Source organism: Streptomyces sp. NRRL S-31 (assembly GCF_000718775.1).
Classification (GTDB): domain Bacteria; phylum Actinomycetota; class Actinomycetes; order Streptomycetales; family Streptomycetaceae; genus Streptomyces.
In genome coordinates this window covers 58,165-73,661 of the sequence record NZ_JOCB01000076.1, presented here as the reverse complement: position 1 = coordinate 73,661, position 15,497 = coordinate 58,165, and the positions used below count along the sequence as shown (strand labels likewise).

The 15,497-nt window shown below is 73.5% G+C and carries 17 protein-coding genes; 10 read left to right on the top strand and 7 right to left on the bottom strand.

Translation table 11 applies throughout. The features are described from left to right. The coding region (locus IF37_RS42555) for an adenosylhomocysteinase (protein ID WP_158727395.1) at positions 1-99 on the top strand (99 nt) is incomplete at its 5' end. Positions 100-224: 125 nt separating this feature from the next. Here IF37_RS42555 and IF37_RS40955 read toward each other — a convergent pair. After that, positions 225-956: a class I SAM-dependent methyltransferase gene (locus IF37_RS40955; protein ID WP_052845387.1), complete on the bottom strand. Its 732-nt coding sequence runs from the start codon at positions 954-956 to the stop codon at positions 225-227. 367 nt (positions 957-1,323) lie between these two features. On the opposite strand from IF37_RS40955, the gene IF37_RS0126955 reads away from it, so the two are divergent. Continuing rightward, the gene (locus tag IF37_RS0126955) at positions 1,324-1,896 is read left to right on the top strand and encodes a dihydrofolate reductase family protein (protein ID WP_030747797.1); all 573 of its coding nucleotides are present in this window, start codon (positions 1,324-1,326) and stop codon (positions 1,894-1,896) included. 241 nt (positions 1,897-2,137) lie between these two features. Continuing rightward, a complete protein-coding gene (locus tag IF37_RS0126950) occupies positions 2,138-2,878 on the top strand; it encodes an SDR family oxidoreductase (protein WP_030747796.1) in 741 nt (246 codons plus the stop codon). Positions 2,879-2,913: 35 nt separating this feature from the next. Here IF37_RS0126950 and IF37_RS0126945 read toward each other — a convergent pair whose 3' ends face one another. Further along, positions 2,914-3,339 (bottom strand): lipoyl domain-containing protein, encoded by a 426-nt coding sequence (locus tag IF37_RS0126945; protein ID WP_079165895.1) that lies wholly within the window; start codon positions 3,337-3,339, stop codon positions 2,914-2,916. A 564-nt stretch (positions 3,340-3,903) separates the two neighbouring features. Between IF37_RS0126945 and IF37_RS46425 the strand changes: the two genes are divergently transcribed. The 6 genes from IF37_RS46425 (at position 3,904) to IF37_RS0126915 (ending at position 9,652) form a co-directional block, all read left to right on the top strand. Continuing rightward, positions 3,904-4,680 (top strand): DUF3566 domain-containing protein, encoded by a 777-nt coding sequence (locus IF37_RS46425; protein ID WP_079165894.1) that lies wholly within the window; start codon positions 3,904-3,906, stop codon positions 4,678-4,680. A gap of 363 nt (positions 4,681-5,043) precedes the next feature. Continuing rightward, positions 5,044-6,294: a CdaR family transcriptional regulator gene (locus tag IF37_RS0126935; protein WP_030747788.1), complete on the top strand. Its 1,251-nt coding sequence runs from the start codon at positions 5,044-5,046 to the stop codon at positions 6,292-6,294. A gap of 235 nt (positions 6,295-6,529) precedes the next feature. Further along, a complete protein-coding gene (locus IF37_RS0126930) occupies positions 6,530-7,408 on the top strand; it encodes an alpha/beta fold hydrolase (RefSeq protein ID WP_030747785.1) in 879 nt (292 codons plus the stop codon). Between the two features lie 116 nt (positions 7,409-7,524). After that, entirely contained in the window at positions 7,525-8,346 is an 822-nt protein-coding gene (locus IF37_RS0126925) for an AraC family transcriptional regulator (protein WP_253915857.1), read from the top strand. A 265-nt stretch (positions 8,347-8,611) separates the two neighbouring features. Then, positions 8,612-9,325, top strand: coding sequence for an alpha/beta fold hydrolase (locus IF37_RS0126920; protein ID WP_030747779.1), 714 nt, complete (start codon positions 8,612-8,614; stop codon positions 9,323-9,325). A gap of 39 nt (positions 9,326-9,364) precedes the next feature. Next, positions 9,365-9,652, top strand: coding sequence for a WhiB family transcriptional regulator (locus IF37_RS0126915; protein ID WP_030747776.1), 288 nt, complete (start codon positions 9,365-9,367; stop codon positions 9,650-9,652). Positions 9,653-9,804: 152 nt separating this feature from the next. Here IF37_RS0126915 and IF37_RS0126910 read toward each other — a convergent pair whose 3' ends face one another. Genes IF37_RS0126910 through IF37_RS0126900 form a run of 3 tightly spaced genes read right to left on the bottom strand, consistent with a single transcriptional unit; the run spans position 9,805 to position 12,080 of the window. Then, complete coding sequence (locus IF37_RS0126910; RefSeq protein WP_030747773.1) at positions 9,805-10,512, bottom strand: B3/4 domain-containing protein; 708 nt, start codon at positions 10,510-10,512, stop codon at positions 9,805-9,807. 51 nt (positions 10,513-10,563) lie between these two features. Continuing rightward, positions 10,564-11,211, bottom strand: coding sequence for an FMN-binding negative transcriptional regulator (locus IF37_RS0126905; protein WP_030747771.1), 648 nt, complete (start codon positions 11,209-11,211; stop codon positions 10,564-10,566). Positions 11,212-11,243: 32 nt separating this feature from the next. Next, on the bottom strand, positions 11,244-12,080 hold the full coding sequence (locus IF37_RS0126900; protein ID WP_030747768.1) for an EamA family transporter: 837 nt from the start codon (positions 12,078-12,080) through the stop codon (positions 11,244-11,246). 115 nt (positions 12,081-12,195) lie between these two features. Between IF37_RS0126900 and IF37_RS0126895 the strand changes: the two genes are divergently transcribed. Next, positions 12,196-12,780 (top strand): helix-turn-helix domain-containing protein, encoded by a 585-nt coding sequence (locus IF37_RS0126895; RefSeq protein WP_030747764.1) that lies wholly within the window; start codon positions 12,196-12,198, stop codon positions 12,778-12,780. 547 nt (positions 12,781-13,327) lie between these two features. Here the strand turns inward: IF37_RS0126895 and IF37_RS0126890 are convergent. Together IF37_RS0126890 and IF37_RS0126885 are read right to left on the bottom strand one after the other, a co-directional pair. Next, a complete protein-coding gene (locus tag IF37_RS0126890; protein ID WP_030747761.1) occupies positions 13,328-15,013 on the bottom strand; it encodes a M48 family metallopeptidase in 1,686 nt (561 codons plus the stop codon). A gap of 171 nt (positions 15,014-15,184) precedes the next feature. Continuing rightward, positions 15,185-15,487, bottom strand: a complete 303-nt coding sequence (locus IF37_RS0126885) for a protealysin inhibitor emfourin (protein WP_030747759.1) — start codon at positions 15,485-15,487, stop codon at positions 15,185-15,187. Positions 15,488-15,497: the final 10 nt, after the last annotated feature.

Genomic DNA, 15,497 nt, shown 5'->3' with positions numbered 1-15,497 from the left:
GCCCTCGGCGTCAAGCTCACCACGCTCCGCCCGGAGCAGGCCGCGTACATCGGCGTCGACGTCGACGGCCCGTTCAAGCCGGACCACTACCGCTACTGAACCCGCGGCGACCACGTGGCCGGCCCCCGCACGGGGCCGCCACGTGGTCCTCCGCACCTCCGGTGACCCGGCACGGTCAGACGTGGGGCGCCTCGCGGCCGGACGTGCCGCTCCCCGCGGTCGGGTCAGGCGTGCGTCGACAGGATCATGTACGGCGCGATCCCGGTCTCCGCCGAGTCCGGGCCGCCGCCGGGCAGCGTGGGCAGGTCGACGACGGGGGAGGGGAAACCGGCCTCGGCCAGGAAACGCCGGTACCGGTCGAGGGAGCGGTGGTACGTGGCGCTGGTCATCGTGCTCCCGTCGCGCAGCCGTAGGCGCGTGGGCACGCTGTCGCCGTCCGCGTAGACCGCCCCCGGCTCACCGTGGCGCACGGTGGAGAAGGCCACGCCGGTCGCCGCCGGGTTGAGGTCGGCCAGCAGATACGGGGCACCGGGACGCAGCACCCGGTGGATCTCGGCGGTGAGGCCGGCCAGCCGTCCGTCGTCGGGGTCGGTGCAGTACACCAGGGAGCACACCGCCGCGTCGACGCTGTCGTCGGCGAGCCAGTCCAGACTGCGGCCGTCGAACCGCCGGTAGGAGACCCGGGGGTGGGGGCGGTCCGTGCGCGCGACGGCCAGCATGCCGGCCGACGGGTCGAGGGCCTGCACCGACCACTCCCCGACGTGCGCGAGCTGTGCCGCGACCGCGCCGGTGCCGCACCCGACGTCGAGGGCGAGCCGGCCGGGCCCCGCTCGGCCCGCGAGCCGTCGCAGCACGGCGGGGAAGATCAGTTGCTCGGCCAGCCGCATGTCGCGGTCGCGGTAGGCGTCGGCCGCGGCGGCGGTGTCCCAGCCGAGTGGGGCGTCGTCGGTGGTCAAGGGCGGTGCCTCCTGCACTGGACCGGGCCCGGACGGGGAAGCGGGGCGTTCGACGGCAGCCTGGCACACGACGGCACCGACGGACACGGGACGCCGGAGGATTCCCCCCGGCAGCGCACCCGGGCACGCGGACGGTTGACGCGGTGACCGGCCGCGGCCCGCCGCCGCGTCGACCGTCCGCGTGCCGGCGCGCGCCCCGCGCGCGGGCGACCGCCGGTGCCGTGGTACCGAGACGGGCGATGGCCGATTAGTTTTGACCGGAGCCGCGGTCAGAACCGGCGAAGGACGTGCCCGCGACCGCGCGTACGACCGACAGCGACCCGAACCGACCCGGCCACCACCGGACGAGAGATACCAAGGACTTCAGATGCGCACCCTGATCAGCACCGCCTTCGTCTCCCTGGACGGTGTCGTGGAGGCACCCGGTGGCGAACCCGGCTACCGGAACTCCGGCTGGACCTTCAAGCACACCGAGTTCCTGCCGGAGGCCTTCGAGATCAAGGGCCGGGAGCAGAAGGAAGCCACCGCCGTGCTGCTCGGCCGGGTCAGCTACCAGGCGTTCAGCCCGGTCTGGCCGGACATGGAGGACTTCGCCGACTACAAGGCGATGCCGAAGTACGTCGTCTCCACCACCCTCACCGAGGACGACCTGGTGCCGAACTGGGGCGAGACCACCCTCCTGCGCTCGCTCGACGAGGTCGCCGCGCTGAAGGCCACCGAAGGCGGACCGATCATCGTCCACGGCAGCGCCACCCTGAACCACGGCCTCTCGGACGCCGGTCTGATCGACCGCTACCACCTGCTCGTCTTCCCGCTCCTGCTGGGCGCCGGCCAGCGGCTGTTCAGCGCCACGGACAAGGACGCGCAGAAGCTGGAGCTGGTCGAGCACGAGGCATACCCCAACGGCCTCCAGAAGAACGTCTTCGACGTGGTCCGCTGACACCGGCACCGGCACTCGCACCCGCACTCGCACCCGCGCGCCGGACCGCGTCGTGACCCGTCCCGGCCCGTCCGCACAGGGCCGACCGGGTCACGGCGCGACCCGTCCCGGCGGGTGCTCGGCCATGGCTGTCACAGAGCCGGGCGCTGTCCTGTCTTGTTGGTGGTGCGGCTCGACGCACCGGGGCCGGCGGGGCGTCCGCCGGCCCCGCCGGCCAGTGGATCAGCGAACGGAGACAGTGATGAAGATCGTGGTCATCGGCGGTACGGGGCTCATCGGCTCACAGGTGGTCGCGCTGCTGCGCGACCGTGGTCACGAGGCAGTGGCGGCCTCTCCCTCCAAGGGCGTCGACACCGTCACCGGCGAGGGCCTGGCAGCGGCCGTCCAGGGCGCGGACGCGGTGGTCGACGTGTCCAACTCGCCGTCCTTCGAGACCGATGCGGCGCTGGACTTCTTCACTCGCTCGGCCCGGCACCTGATCGAGGCGGAGCGGGCGGCGGGCGTCCGGCACCACGTCACCCTCTCCATCGTCGGTGTCGACCGGGTCCCCGACTACGGCTACTATCGGGCCAAGGTCGCCCAGGAGGAGGCCGTGCGCGACGGCGGCGTCCCGTTCAGCATCGTGCGCGCCACGCAGTTCTTCGAGTTCATCGCTCCGGTGATGGACATGTCGACGGAGGAGGGCCGGGTGCGCCTGCCGTCCACCAGGCTGCGGCCGATCGCCTCCGCCGACGTCGCCTCCGCGGTGGCCGAGGCGGCCCAGGGTGAACCGTCGTACGGCGTGCGCGACATCGCGGGCCCCGAGGTCCACCGGCTCGACCGGCTCGGGGAGATCACCCTGGCGGCGAAGCCGGACGGCCGCACCGTCGTCACCGACGAGAGCGCCGGTCTGTTCGCGGGCATGCCGGACGGGGTCCTCGTCGGCGACGACACCGCCCACCTCGCGGCCACCCGTTACGAGGACTGGCTCCGGCGGAGCTGAGCGGAGTCCCGCGCCCCCTCGACGCCCCGGCGGCGTCATCCGGCGCCGGCCGGAGCACTGCCCGGCGGTCCGATCACACCGAGCGGGTCTCCGGCGCGGGCCCGGTCGTTCTCGCCCACGCAGATGTCGATCAGGACGCCGTCGGCGGGCGCGTCGACCCGCGTCTCGGCCTCGTCGGTGGTGACTTCGGCCAGCCAGTCCCCCTCGGACACCTTGGCACCGAGTTTCGCGTGCCAGAGCACGGTTCCCTCCTCGGCGGTCCCGCCGAGGGCGGGCATCACGATCCCGGTGTTCCGCGCCGCCTCGGCGGACGCGGCCGGACCGGTCTCCCGCGCCGACGCCGACGGACACCCCGACGTCCGCGCGGCGGCCGAGGCGCCGCCCGCCGTCAGGGCGCACGCCGCCACCAGACACGACGCGCCGACGACGGGGGCAACGCGCTTCCGCACGGTTCTGGGCATGATCCATCCTCGCGTGAGGGGACAAGCGGCCCGGACGGCCGTCTCGCACGGGCGGCTCGCGCGAGCGGCCCGGACGGGCGCATCGAGCCCGGGCACATCGTGCGCGGGACGTGCTCAGGAATCGAGCATAGGAAGGCCCCCCGGTGATCGCACGCAGAGCCGTGGGCCACGGCGTGCCGCCGGAACGGGTGGCGGCGGCCCGTGACACAACCGGGCGCGACCAGCGGGGTGTCGGACAACGACGGGAAGGGCGAGGGGAGTTGCGAGCCGTTACGGGCGGGGGCCGGGTGCCGACGGCGCGGTGACACGCGCACGGGAGTACCCGACGGCGGCGGTGTCCCTCACGCGTCCGGGAGCGGGAGCCAGACCTGACCGGCGGGGTGCGGGGCACGGCCGTGCCGGTGCGGTCCCTCCGGCGCAGTACTCGCGTGTGCGTGCGGACAGAAGTGTCGATACCGTCGGATTCACGGACCAGCAGGCCCCAGTGGCCGCCTGGCGGTCGCGGAGGCCCGTTCGTCGGTGGAGGGGCACGGCCAGGCTGCCAGGCCAGTCAGGGAGACAGGCATGAGCCGAGCCAAGCGCAGTCCTCGCGGCATCCTCCGTGGAGCGGCGACACCAAGGCAGGACGGCGGCTCCAGCCCTTCTGCGACGACCGGACCGGCCGGATGCCGGGACGCGGTGCCCCCCGACGAGACCGAGGCGCGGACCGCACCCGGAGCGAGCCCCGAGACGGAGTCCATACCCTCAAAACCCTCGGAACCGTCCGGTCGCCCCGTCCCCGCGAGCCCCCCGCCACGGCACCCCGCCCCGACGGTGGGGGCCCCAGGCCCCGCGCGTACGACCGGGCCCACCGCCGACGACGGACCGGCGGCGGGTGACACCGGGCGCCCGGTGCCGGCCGGCGTGCCCCGCTCGTCCGGGCGGCGGACGACCCGGCTACGGCTGTCCGAGGCCGACCCTTGGTCGGTGATGGTCATGAGCTTCTTCTTCCTGACCGGTCTCGGGGCGGTCTCCCTCGTCACGGCGGGCGTCCTGTGGCTCATGCTGGAGGCGATCACCCCGGACGCCCTGCCCGCGACGACCACCGCCCTCGTCGTCGCGCTCGGCGTCATCACCGTGGAAATCATCCTGGGCACCTGGCTGATGACCCTGGGCGCCTTCCTCTACAACCTGTCGGCGCAGTACAGCGGCGGTGTCGAGATAGCCGTGGCCGACGCCCTCACCGGGCCGACCCCGGCCGCCGCCCGGGTCCTCATGTTCATCGCCCGGACCCGTGCCCGCGCCCGCCGCCGGCTGCGGGCGCGCACCGGGGACGGGGACCTCGCATCCGACACGGTCTGACCCCCGCCGGTCCCGGAACCCCGCCCGACGAGGCAGACCCGCGCCCGAGACATGCCTCCGAGGCAAAGCCGCCCTCGATGTTCTGAGAGTGCACCGGAATGGCGCTCAGAGAGAACTGATTTCCCGGGGCCTTTCCCGGCGCCGCCGCAAGGGCGCGGGCTCATGTGGGCGCTGTCGGGCAAGAGCCGGTGCACGCTGGGACTGCTGACCGGCGATACCGACTGCTTGTACCCGCGAAACCGGTCTTCTCACCTCCGTCCGGCCGTACATCCAGCGTGTTCTCACCCTCTCCACGATTTGTTGAAAATTTGAACTCTCCCTTTCACGGCTTGTAGAAAGAGCGTGTTCGCGGAGGGAGTCGGCATGGGTGAGCGACGGCAACGGGTCCGAGTGGGCAGTGACGCCTTGCAGGGACTGGTGGAAGAACTGGCGATCGGACTCCAGCGGTCCGTGGTCATCGACGACCCGTTGGTACGTCTGATCTGTTCCAGCCAGCACTTCGGGGACGAGGACCCGGTCCGCATCCGCAGCCTGCTCCAGGGCCGGGCGGACGACGAGATCATCCGGTACGTCCTCGACCAGGGCGTGGCCCGGTGGCCCAAACCCGACTTCGTCAAGGGCCGCGACGACCTGGGACTGCTCAGCCGGTACTGCGTCCCGCTGCGGGAGCGCGGGGAACTGCTAGGCCTGCTGATGGTCGTCGCGCCGGAGGGCACGCTGACGCGCGAGGAGACCGCGGCGGTCGCCGAGGCGGTACCGGCGATCACCGCCCAGCTCCGTGCGGACCAGCTGGCCGCCGCGGAGGACGACGTCGACATGCGGGAGACGCTGTACTCCCTCTTCGCCACGAGTGAGGCGGCACGCACCTCCGCACGACAGCAGATACTCGACACCGGCGCGCTGCCGGACGCCCCGCACGTCGTGGTGAGCGTCGTCCAGGTGTTCCGCACCTCGGAGCCGCCCGGCCAGGTGGAGATCGCGCTGCGCGGAGCGCTGGAACGGTTCCGCCACACCCGCTCGGCGGACGGCGTCATGGCCGTCACACCGGACAACGCCGTACTCCTCCAGGTATCGGACCGGCCGTTGACGGCGCGGGAACTCGCGGACCAGGCCACGGCCATCCGGCAGGCGCTCGCCGCCTACCTGGACTCCTCGGCCGCCCCCGTGCTCGGCATCGGCGGTGCCCAGGAAGGGCTGACCGACGCCTGGGCCTCGCACGCCCAGGCACTCGTCGGCGCCCGCGCGGCACGCCGTCTGCCCCAGTTGAAGGGGGTGGGCGCATGGGAGTCCCTGGGTGAGCTGGCCGTACTGCTCCAGGTGCCGGACCACGTCCTGTCCCCGTCGCTGCTGCCCAAGCCGCTGCGCCTGCTGCTGGAAAGCGCCGGCGGCCAGCGGCTGGAGGAGACCCTGCGGACCTTCCTCGAACACGCGGGCTCCGTCCCGCGCACGGCGGAAGCCCTCCAGATCCACCGCACCTCGCTCTACTACCGGCTGCGCCAGATCCAGGAGATCACCGGTCTCGACCTCGACAGCGGCGGCGACCGCCTGGTGCTGCACCTGGGCCTGCGCCTGCACGAGCTGCTCCAGGCGCAGACGGACCAGCTCGCCGGGTGACCGTCTCCTACAGAGTGACGAAACCGCGCCGACCGATCCCTACGAAGTGCGGTGCCGTCGTACCAGGCGCTACAGAGTGACGAAGTTTTCCCTGGTCAATCCCTACGGAGCGCGGTAGTGCGGGGAAGACCGGGTGGCACACAATCGAGATATCCACGAGGCGTCCGCGAGGCCGGCTCGACCGAGGGGCCGGGGCGGACACCGCCGCGGTGGCGGGGTACGAGGAGGAAGCGGAGTGCGGATCGTGGGCCGGCTGACGACCAGTGACGGTGTGGACCTGGTGTACCAGGACAGCGGTGGCGAGGGGTTCCCCCTGGTCATGCTGCACGGCTGGGGGCAGACACAGGAGATGTTCCGGCACCAGGTGGAGGGTCTCTCGTCGGCCCGCCGTGTCGTCACCGTGGACTTCCGCGGGCACGGGCTGTCCGGCAAACCGCACCACGGTTACCGGATCGCGCGCCTCGCCGCCGACGTGCTGACCCTCGTCGACCACCTGGGACTCGACCGGTTCGACGCGCTCGGCTGGTCGATGGGGGCCTCGGTCTGGTGGAGCTTCATCGACCAGTACTCCACCGGCCGCATCCGCCGTCTCGTCGCCGTCGACCAGCCCGCGGCCGTCGCCGCCGTGCCGTGGATGTCCACCGAGCAGCAACAGCAGTCCGGTGCCATCTTCGACGTGCCGGGCCTGGTCGAGCTGGGGGCCCGGCTCGCGGGCCCCGAGGGCGAACAGGCACGGGACGAGTTCGTCCGCGGCATGTTCTCCGGGAACACCGATCCCGCGCTGCTCTCCTTCGTGGCCGAGCAGATCAGGTCCACCCCGGCGTACGCGGGGGTGCCCCTGCTCTTCGACCACTGCGCCCAGGACTGGCGGGACGTGCTCCCGCGCATCGACGTTCCCACACTGGTCATCGGCTGCGACGGCAGCCATGTGCACCCGCGTTCGCAAGCGTTCATCGCGGACCGGATCCCCGGTGCGCGGCTCCACGTCTTCCCGACCACGGTCGCCAGCTCGCACTTCCCCTTCCTGGAGAACCCGCCGGCCTTCAACGCGGTGGTCGACGCATTCCTCTCCGAGACACCGGACGCGGCGGACCGCGCCGACGCACGGACCTGACCCGCTCCGGCCCCGCACCTCCTCGTCCGACGCGGGACCGACCTACCCACCGATCAACCGAACAACCGCAAAGGAAACGACGGGAGCCCGATGTGACCCGGTCGATTACTTCAGTCATGCCTGAAACCCTGGAAAACGAGCCCTTCGACGCGACGCCGGGAAATGACGCAGGCCCCTTCGTCCTCCTGCCCTGGCCGGCCGGTGAAGACGACGACCACCTCTGCCTGGCCGTCAACACCTCCCAGGGCGCGGTCCTCTTCGACCGCGACCCCGCCCTGAGAATGGAACCCGGTGACCTCGTCGTCGCGGCCGTCCGCCAGCTCCGGTTCCTGCCGCACACCCGGGAAGTCGCCCTCTTCCGCATCCCCTTCGCCCTGCTCGACGCGTCGGCCGCCGACCTGCGCGAGCTGCCCCGCACCCACCTCAGCGGTCGGAACGGCCTTCCCTCGCTGGTGTCGCAGTTCCTGACCGCCCTCGCCGGAATGCCCCGCAAGGAGCGGCTCACCGGCGGCCGGCGGCTCGCCCTGAACACCGCCGACCTGGTGGCGCTGCTCGTCGGCGAGGTCCTCCAGGCGCGCGGACCGGAGACGGAGTCCACCCGCGCGCGCCGCGACATGCGCGCACGCATCCAGCGGCACATCGAGGACAACCTCATGAACCCGGACCTGTCACCGGAATCGATCGCACGGGCACACCACATCTCGGTGCGCTACCTGCACAAGCTCTTCCAGTCCGGCGGCACCACCGTCAGCGCCTGGATACGCCGGCGCAGGCTCGACGCCTGCCGCGCCGAACTCCGGGGACAGCGCCGTACCGTGGCCGCCGTCGCCCACAGCTGGGGCTTCGCCAGTCCCTCGCACTTCAGCCGGGTCTTCCGGCAGACCTACGGACTCACGCCCACGCAGTGGCAGACCGCGGCGGCGTCCTCCGGCTCCTGAGCGCGTCCCGCCACCGCCGGACGTATATTTCCAGACACAGTGGCGGCTGGTTTCGTGCGCTGCGAGACCACCACCGGTGCGCGGACGCGGCATCCGCCGAAAGCCCGCCGGGATAGCGTCGCAGCAACATCTCGCCGCCTCGCGGCCCGATGCCAGGGCCGGTTCGCTCCCCCCGCCCCGACCGGGCCGTCCGGCCGTCCACGCCGGGCCGTTCGTCACGCCACAGCGCCGCCGGCCCTCCGTGAACCGAGAAGGAAGCCCCCTCATGCCCCTGCCCACCGTCGTCCTGGTCCACGGAGCGTTCTCCGACGCGGCGAGCTGGTTCGGTGTCGTCGCCGAGCTGCACACCCACGGCATCCCGGTCGTGGCGCCGCCGAACCCGCTGCGCGGACTCGCCTCGGACGCGGCGCACCTCGCCTCGGTGGCCGCCCAGATCGAGGGTCCCGTCGTGCTGGTGGGGCATTCCTACGGTGGGGCGCTGATCAGCGTGGCCGGCACCGCCGACAACGTCGTCGGCCTGGTCTACGTGGCCGCGCACATGCTGGACGAGGGCGAGAGCCTGGGCGAGTTCCAGGACCGCTTCCCGGCCACCGAGCTGGCGAGCCACCTCACCCGGTGGACCTACCCGGTCCCCGACGGCGGCGAGGCCGTCGAGGTCACCATCGCCGAGGAGGCGTTCCCGTCGGTGTTCGCCGCCGACGTCTCCGCCCTGATCGGCAAGGTGCTCGCCTCCTGTCAGCGCCCGCTCGCACTCGCCGCGATCGACGAGAAGGCCACCGCCGCCGCCTGGCGGACCAAGCCCAGCTGGGCCCTGGTGGCCGGCGCGGACCGGGCGTTCGCCCCGGAAGCGGCGCGTTTCGGCGCGACGCGGGCCGGAGCGACCGTCACCGAGATCGACGGCGCCTCGCACGCCGTCACCCTGTCACAGCCCACGGCCGTCGCGCGGTTCATCCGCGACGCCGTCCACGCGGTGAGCTGACCGCCACCGCACCACCGCCGAAACCGGGAGGAAGGACCGATGACGACGCACCTCGAACCGCTGCTGAGCACATGGGAATGGCAGGCCGAGGCCGCCTGTAGGGGCATGGACAGCGCGGTGTTCTTCTCACCGCCCGGGGAGCGGGGCAACGCGCGCCGGAGCCGCGAGGAGAAGGCGCAGGAAATCTGCCGGAACTGCCCGGTGAGCGCCCTGTGCGGCGCCTTCGCGGCGGCGTCCGGGCAGCGGTACGGCGTGTGGGGCGGCCGGACCGAGGCACAGCGCCGCACCACCGGGAAGCGCCGCCCGCCCGCCGCCGGCCGGCCGTAGCCCCGGTACTCGCGGAGCCGGACCGCCCACCGGCGCGCGCCGGTCCCGACCGGGCCGCGGCGCGGATGCGGCCCGCCCCGGCCGCGGTGCTCGCGCACGCGGCCGGCCCGCCGGCGGCGATTTTACGGGCACGGGATCGGCCCCGGCTTCGTTCAGACCGGGATCTCGGGCTGCTCCGGGCCGAGATAGTGCAGGGTCGTCCGGTCGGTGTGCGGGACGAGCAGGCCGTGCAGGTCCTCCGCCGCCGTCTTGAGGAGGTGGCCGTCCCGGTCGCCGCGCAGGGTCTCCAGGACGAACACGACGCGGGTGGAGTCCTCGGTGACGCGGGTGCGGTGGGCGTCGCGGTGGTTCCAATGGCGGGTCAGCACGCCTTCGGTGTCGGTGTAGACGACCTCGCCGGCCTTGGGGCGCTCGACGGTGCCGGGTTCGCCGAGCGGGGTGAACTCCTCGCTGCCGTCGGCGTGCCGGATGTCGACGTCCCCGCTGACGCGGTCGAGGTCGAAGGCGCCGGCGGGCAGCCCGTGCCGGACGGAGACGGCGTTGTAGGAGTCGACGGCCGGGTTGACGCGCGGCAGGGTGCCCCTCTTCGCCATGCGGCGGCCGAGCGCGTCGACGCTGGGGCGCACGCGGCGGGGGTTGGTCCCGAAGGAGCGGTAGGCGGTGTGCCAGGTCTCGATGCGCGGGTCGGTCTCGTCGGCCGGCCGCCAGGTGCCGGCGGCGAGCCGCTCCTCCAGGTCCGCCAGGGCGGAGGCGGTGCCGGGCCAGGGCTCGCGGGCGCGCAGCCCGGTGGCGGTGACCAGGGCGATGAGGGTGTCGGGGAAGGCGTCGGCGACGGCGGGGCCGAGGCGGAAGACGGTCATGGGCGGTGTTCCGTTCCTGTGCGGTGCGGTGCGGTCCGGTTGGGGCAGGGGTCAGGGCTGCCAGGAGCCCACGCGGTCCAGGCGGCGCAGTCGCCCGCGCGCGGTGGGGACGTCCAGGGCCTGACCGCGGCTGGTGAGACGGCCGGCGACGTCCGTGCGGTGGGCGACGGGCTTGTGGTCGTCGTACTTGAACTTGGCCGGCACCTCGGAGACGGTCAGTTCCAGACCGCGGATGCCGGACAGCATGCGCCCGTAGGGCGGCCGGCCGACGGCGACGGGCGCGTGGTCGCCGTCGGGCTGGAAGTGGGCGAGCCGGCGGCGCAGCAGTTCGGCCTTGGCTTCCGGGTCGTCCACGATGGCGGCGCGGCAGGTGAACCGCACCGCCGCGTAGTAGCTGGTCGGCACGCCGTCGGTGGGCGGGGTGCCGGGCTTGGCCCGCCAGGGGCCGGGGATGAAGGCGTAGTCGCCGATGACGGTGAAGGTGACGTTCGCATCGTGCTCGATGGCCTGCCAGACCGGATGGGGCCGGGCGAGGTGGATCAGCAGCCGGTCGCCGTCGGTGGTGAAGTGGGTGGGGACGACGGCGGGCGGGCGGCCGGGCAGGCCGTTGACGCAGAGCTGACCGAAGTCATGGCCGTCGGCGATCCGCGCCCGCCATCCGGCGTCGTCCAAGGCGGCGTCCCAGGGCTGGACGAACATGCGGTTCTCCTTGTGGGGGGCGGTGCGGCGGGTCAGGTGAGGGCGAGGAGGCCGACGGCGAGCACGGCGGTGCCCAGGCCGACGAACTGGCCGCGGTGGATGCGCTCGGCGAGCACGCCGCGGGCGAGCAGGAGCGTGCCGGCCGGGTAAAGGGCGGTGACCACGGCGACGACGGTGAGGTCCCCGCCGCGGGCGGCGAGCAGGAACAGCACGTTCGCCAGCGAGTCCAGCACGCCCGCGGCGGCCGACACCGCGTAGGCGGGCCTCTCCGGGTCTAGGCGCCGGCGCAGGAGGCCGGCGGCGGTCAGGGTGACCACCGAGGAGACCGCCCTGCCGACGACGAGCGGGGCCACGCCGCTGTCGGCGGGCGCCTGGTGCAGACAGACCAGTTGGAGGGCGATGGCGGCGCCCGCCCCGCAGGCCAGCAGCAGCGCCGTCCGCGAGGGCCGGGCGGTCCCGGCCCCGTGCCCGGCGCTGACCAGCACCACGGCGACCAGGGCGAGCGGCAGGCCCAGCAGGCCGGCCACGCCCAAGTGCTCGCCCTGGAACAGGCCCACGGCGACGGGCAGGGCGGCGGAAACCAGCGCGGTCATCGGCGAGAGCACGTTCATCGGACCGATCGCCAGCGTTTTGTAGAGCAGGGCGAACGCGGCGGCCGACGCCACCCCGGACGCGGCACCCCAGCCGAGCGCGGCGGGGTCGAACGAGGCGCCGAGCAGCGGCCAGAGCAGCAGTTCGACCGCGAGGCTGGCCGGGGCCGCGACCATCACGGTGCGCAGGACGTGGGCCTTCCGGGCACCGAGGCCGCCGAGGAAGTCGGCACATCCGTAGGCGAGCGAGCTGCCCAGGGCCAGCAGCAGAGCGATCAAGGTACATCCCTTACGATTGAGCAGAACGACCAAACCGTACAATGAACCGACCGCTCGATGTCAACCGACCGACCGCGCGGTCGTTCAAGTGGTCTCTCAAGGGGATGGTGATCGGATGGCCGACGCAGAGGCGGCCCTGCGGACGCTCGCGTACAACGTCCGGGCGGCGCGCACCCGCGCGGGTCTGTCGCTGGACGAACTCGGGCGGCGCGCCAAGGTCAGCAAGGGCGCCCTGGTCGCCTTGGAGAAGGCCCAGGGCAACCCGAACTTCGCCACGCTGGTCCGGCTGGCCGACACCCTCGGCGTCTCGGTGTCCGCCTTGCTGGAGGGGCCGTCCGAAGGCCGCGTCCGTGTGGTGGCCGCCGACGCCGTCATGCCGCTGTGGGCGGGGGAGCGGGGCAGCGAGGCCCGGCTGATGCTGACCACCACGGGTCCCGCACCGGTCGAGGTCTGGCGCTGGCGCCTGGAACCGGGCGAGGAGTACCCGAGCCATCCCCACCAGGCCGGGGTCGTCGAAACCGTCAGCGTCACGGCCGGCCGGATGACCCTGGTCGTCGACGGCGCCGAACACCCCGTCGAGGCGGGCCAGACCGCCGCCTTCGACGGCGACGTGCCCCACACCTACCGCGGCGCCGGCGACGGCACCTGCCACCTGATCATGACGGTCCACCTCCCGCCGGGCCCCGCCGCCCCGGCCTGACCGCGCCGTGCCGGCCCGCCGGCGCTCGGGAGGCACGGCGCCGTGCCGCCTCCGGGCACACCTGGCGCCGGAACGGCCGTGGTCCGGGTACTTCGCACCGGGAGGGCCGTGGTCCGGGTGCCTCGTGCCGGGACGGCCGTGGTCCGGGCCGGGTGCCTCGTGCCGGGAGGGCCGTGGTCCGGGTGCCTCGTGCCGGGAGGGCCGTGGTCCGGGTGCCTCGTGCCGGGACGGCCGTGGTCCGGGTGCCGCGTACCGGGACGGCCGTGGTCCGGGTACTTCGCACCGGGAGGGCCGCGGTCCGGGTGCCTCGTGCCGGGACGGCCGTGGTCCGGGTGCCTCGTGCCGGGACGGCCGTGGTCCGGGTACTTCGCACCGGGAGGGCCGCGGTCCGGGTGCCTCGTGCCGCGAGGGCCGTGGTCCGGGTGCCGCGTACCGGGACGGCCGTGGTCCGGGTACTTCGCACCGGGACGGCCGTGGTCCGGGTGCCTCGTACCCGGACGGCCGTGGTCCGGTCCCGGCCCACGCCGTCCGGCGCCGCGGCCCCGCGTCAGGGCGTGGCGCCCGGGCCGCAGCAGTCGTCCCCGGCGGTCTCCAGACGGCAGCAGCAGGACGCCTCGACGGGTACGTCCGCCAGCGCCGCGGCGACCTTCAGCTGCCGGGCCACCAGCCGCGCCTCCCCGTCCTTGCCGAGCCGCGACAGACACTCGTGGAGGCCGTGCAGGGCCCAGACGTTGCCCGGGTGCTGCAACGGGCGCGGCAGCGTGTCGTCCAGCCCGAGGTCGGCCCGGTAGACGGCCTCGGCCTCGGCGACCAGGCCCTGTTCCAGGAGCAGCGCGCCGTACGCGTGCCGGGTCGGCTGCATCCAGCCCCACGGCTCGTCGTACGGCAGGCCGTCGTCCAGCGCGATCGACCGGCGCAGTGCCGCGAACGCCGTCTCGTACTCGCCCTTGCGGTAGGCCAGCTCCCCGTCCAGCATCCGGGCCGCGATCGCCAGGATGTCCGTACAGGTGTTGTTGAACAGCGTCCGGCTCTCCGGGACCCGGGCGGCCGCGGCGCGGAAGAGTTCACGCTCCGTCTCGGCCTCGCCGGTCCGGCCCGTGGCGGAGAGCGCGACCCCGCGCGCGTAGCGGAGCATGGCCGTGGTGACGCAGTACAGCCGTGTGTCGGCGGGCATCGGCAGCTCCAGGATGTCGTCCCAGCGGCCGAAGCGGACGAGGACGTGCACCCGCATCGCGAGGAAGCCCTCCAGCCAGTCCGCCATGGGCGGGCTGGTCACGCGCAGCAGCTCCTCGGGCACGGCCGCTTCGAGCCGCTCCGCCGTCTCGAGCGCGTCCCGGAAGCGGCCGAGGAACATCGCTCCGTAGATCTTGAAGTGGTAGTTGTGGCACCGGTACAGCGTGTAGAAGTTCATCGCCCCGGCCGTGGCGCGGAACTTCTCGTCGGCGGTGATCGCGGCGGTGTTGTCGGAGACCACCCGGCGGTAGTCGCCGCAGACCGCCTCCAGGTGCGACGGCATGTGCTGGAGGTGGCCGGCGTCCGGTACCAGACCGCGCAGCCGGTCGGCCGCCGGCAGGGCGGTCTCGGGCGTCGGGGACATCTCCATCAGGTGGATGTACAGGTGCAGCAGACCCGGGTGGCGCGCGCCCTCCTCCGTGCCGACCGCCCGCTCCAGCACCGCCCTGGCCTCGGTGGTCCGCGAGCCCGGGGCCGGGCTGCCCGTACGGATGTCCCACAGCCGCCAGGGCGTGAGGTTCATCAGGGCGTCGGCGTACAGGGCGGCCACGTCGAGGTCGTCGGGCGCCGACTCGTGCACGGCCCGCATGCTGTCGGCGTAGGCGGCGTTCCACACCGGACGGTCCTCGGCGTCCGGTGCCCCGGCGCGTGGGTAGCGGGCCCGCAAGGCGTCGATGAGGGCCCGCTCGACCGGGGTGGCGCCTGCCGCCTTGGCGTGCGCCCGCCGCACGGCGGCGTGTGCCCGCTCCGCCGACCGCCCCAGTTCCCGCTCGTCGAACGCCTCCCAGGGCTTGTTGTAGTTGGGACCCAGCGCGTAGGCCACGCCCCAGTCGGCCATGGCGCAGCCGGGGTCCGCCGCCGCGGCGGCCTCGAAACAGCGGACGGCCTCCTCGTGGTTGAACGCGTACGTCCAGTTCAGTCCGCGGTCGAACCACTCCTGGGCCTCGGTGGACGCCGTCGTCACGGGCCGGCCGTGACTGCCCAGGTCGAAGTAGCGCATACGGGCTCCTCAGGGCCGACGGCCCCCCGTCCCCTTTCCGCGCGGGACAGGACTCTCCGCGCAGGGCACGACGGCGACCGCTACGACGACCCTAGCGAACGACCGCGGCGGCATCGCCCCCTTCACGCGGACGACACCCGGCCGTGACGGCCGGGCCGGACCCGGGTGGCGTCACCGCCGGGCGAAGTGCCTCTCCAGCCAGCCGAGCAGGGCCCTGAACTCCCGGGACATGGTGGTGTCCGACTGGGTGAGCACGGTCGAGCGGCCGTCGTCCTCCACCGTGATCGTGTAACTCATGGCGTCCCTGGCGCGGCCGGTCCCTTCCGCCCCGGCCGCCGGCACGGCCGCCGCCACCAGTCGGGCCAGCTCCGCCGCGGCGCCCTCGGGCAGCGCGTCGGTGTCCAGCACCTCGGGCGGGAGGCGCAGGCGGAGCGCGGCCGCCTGCCCTCCGTGCCGCGCCAGGGTCACCTTCATCGCTCGGCCG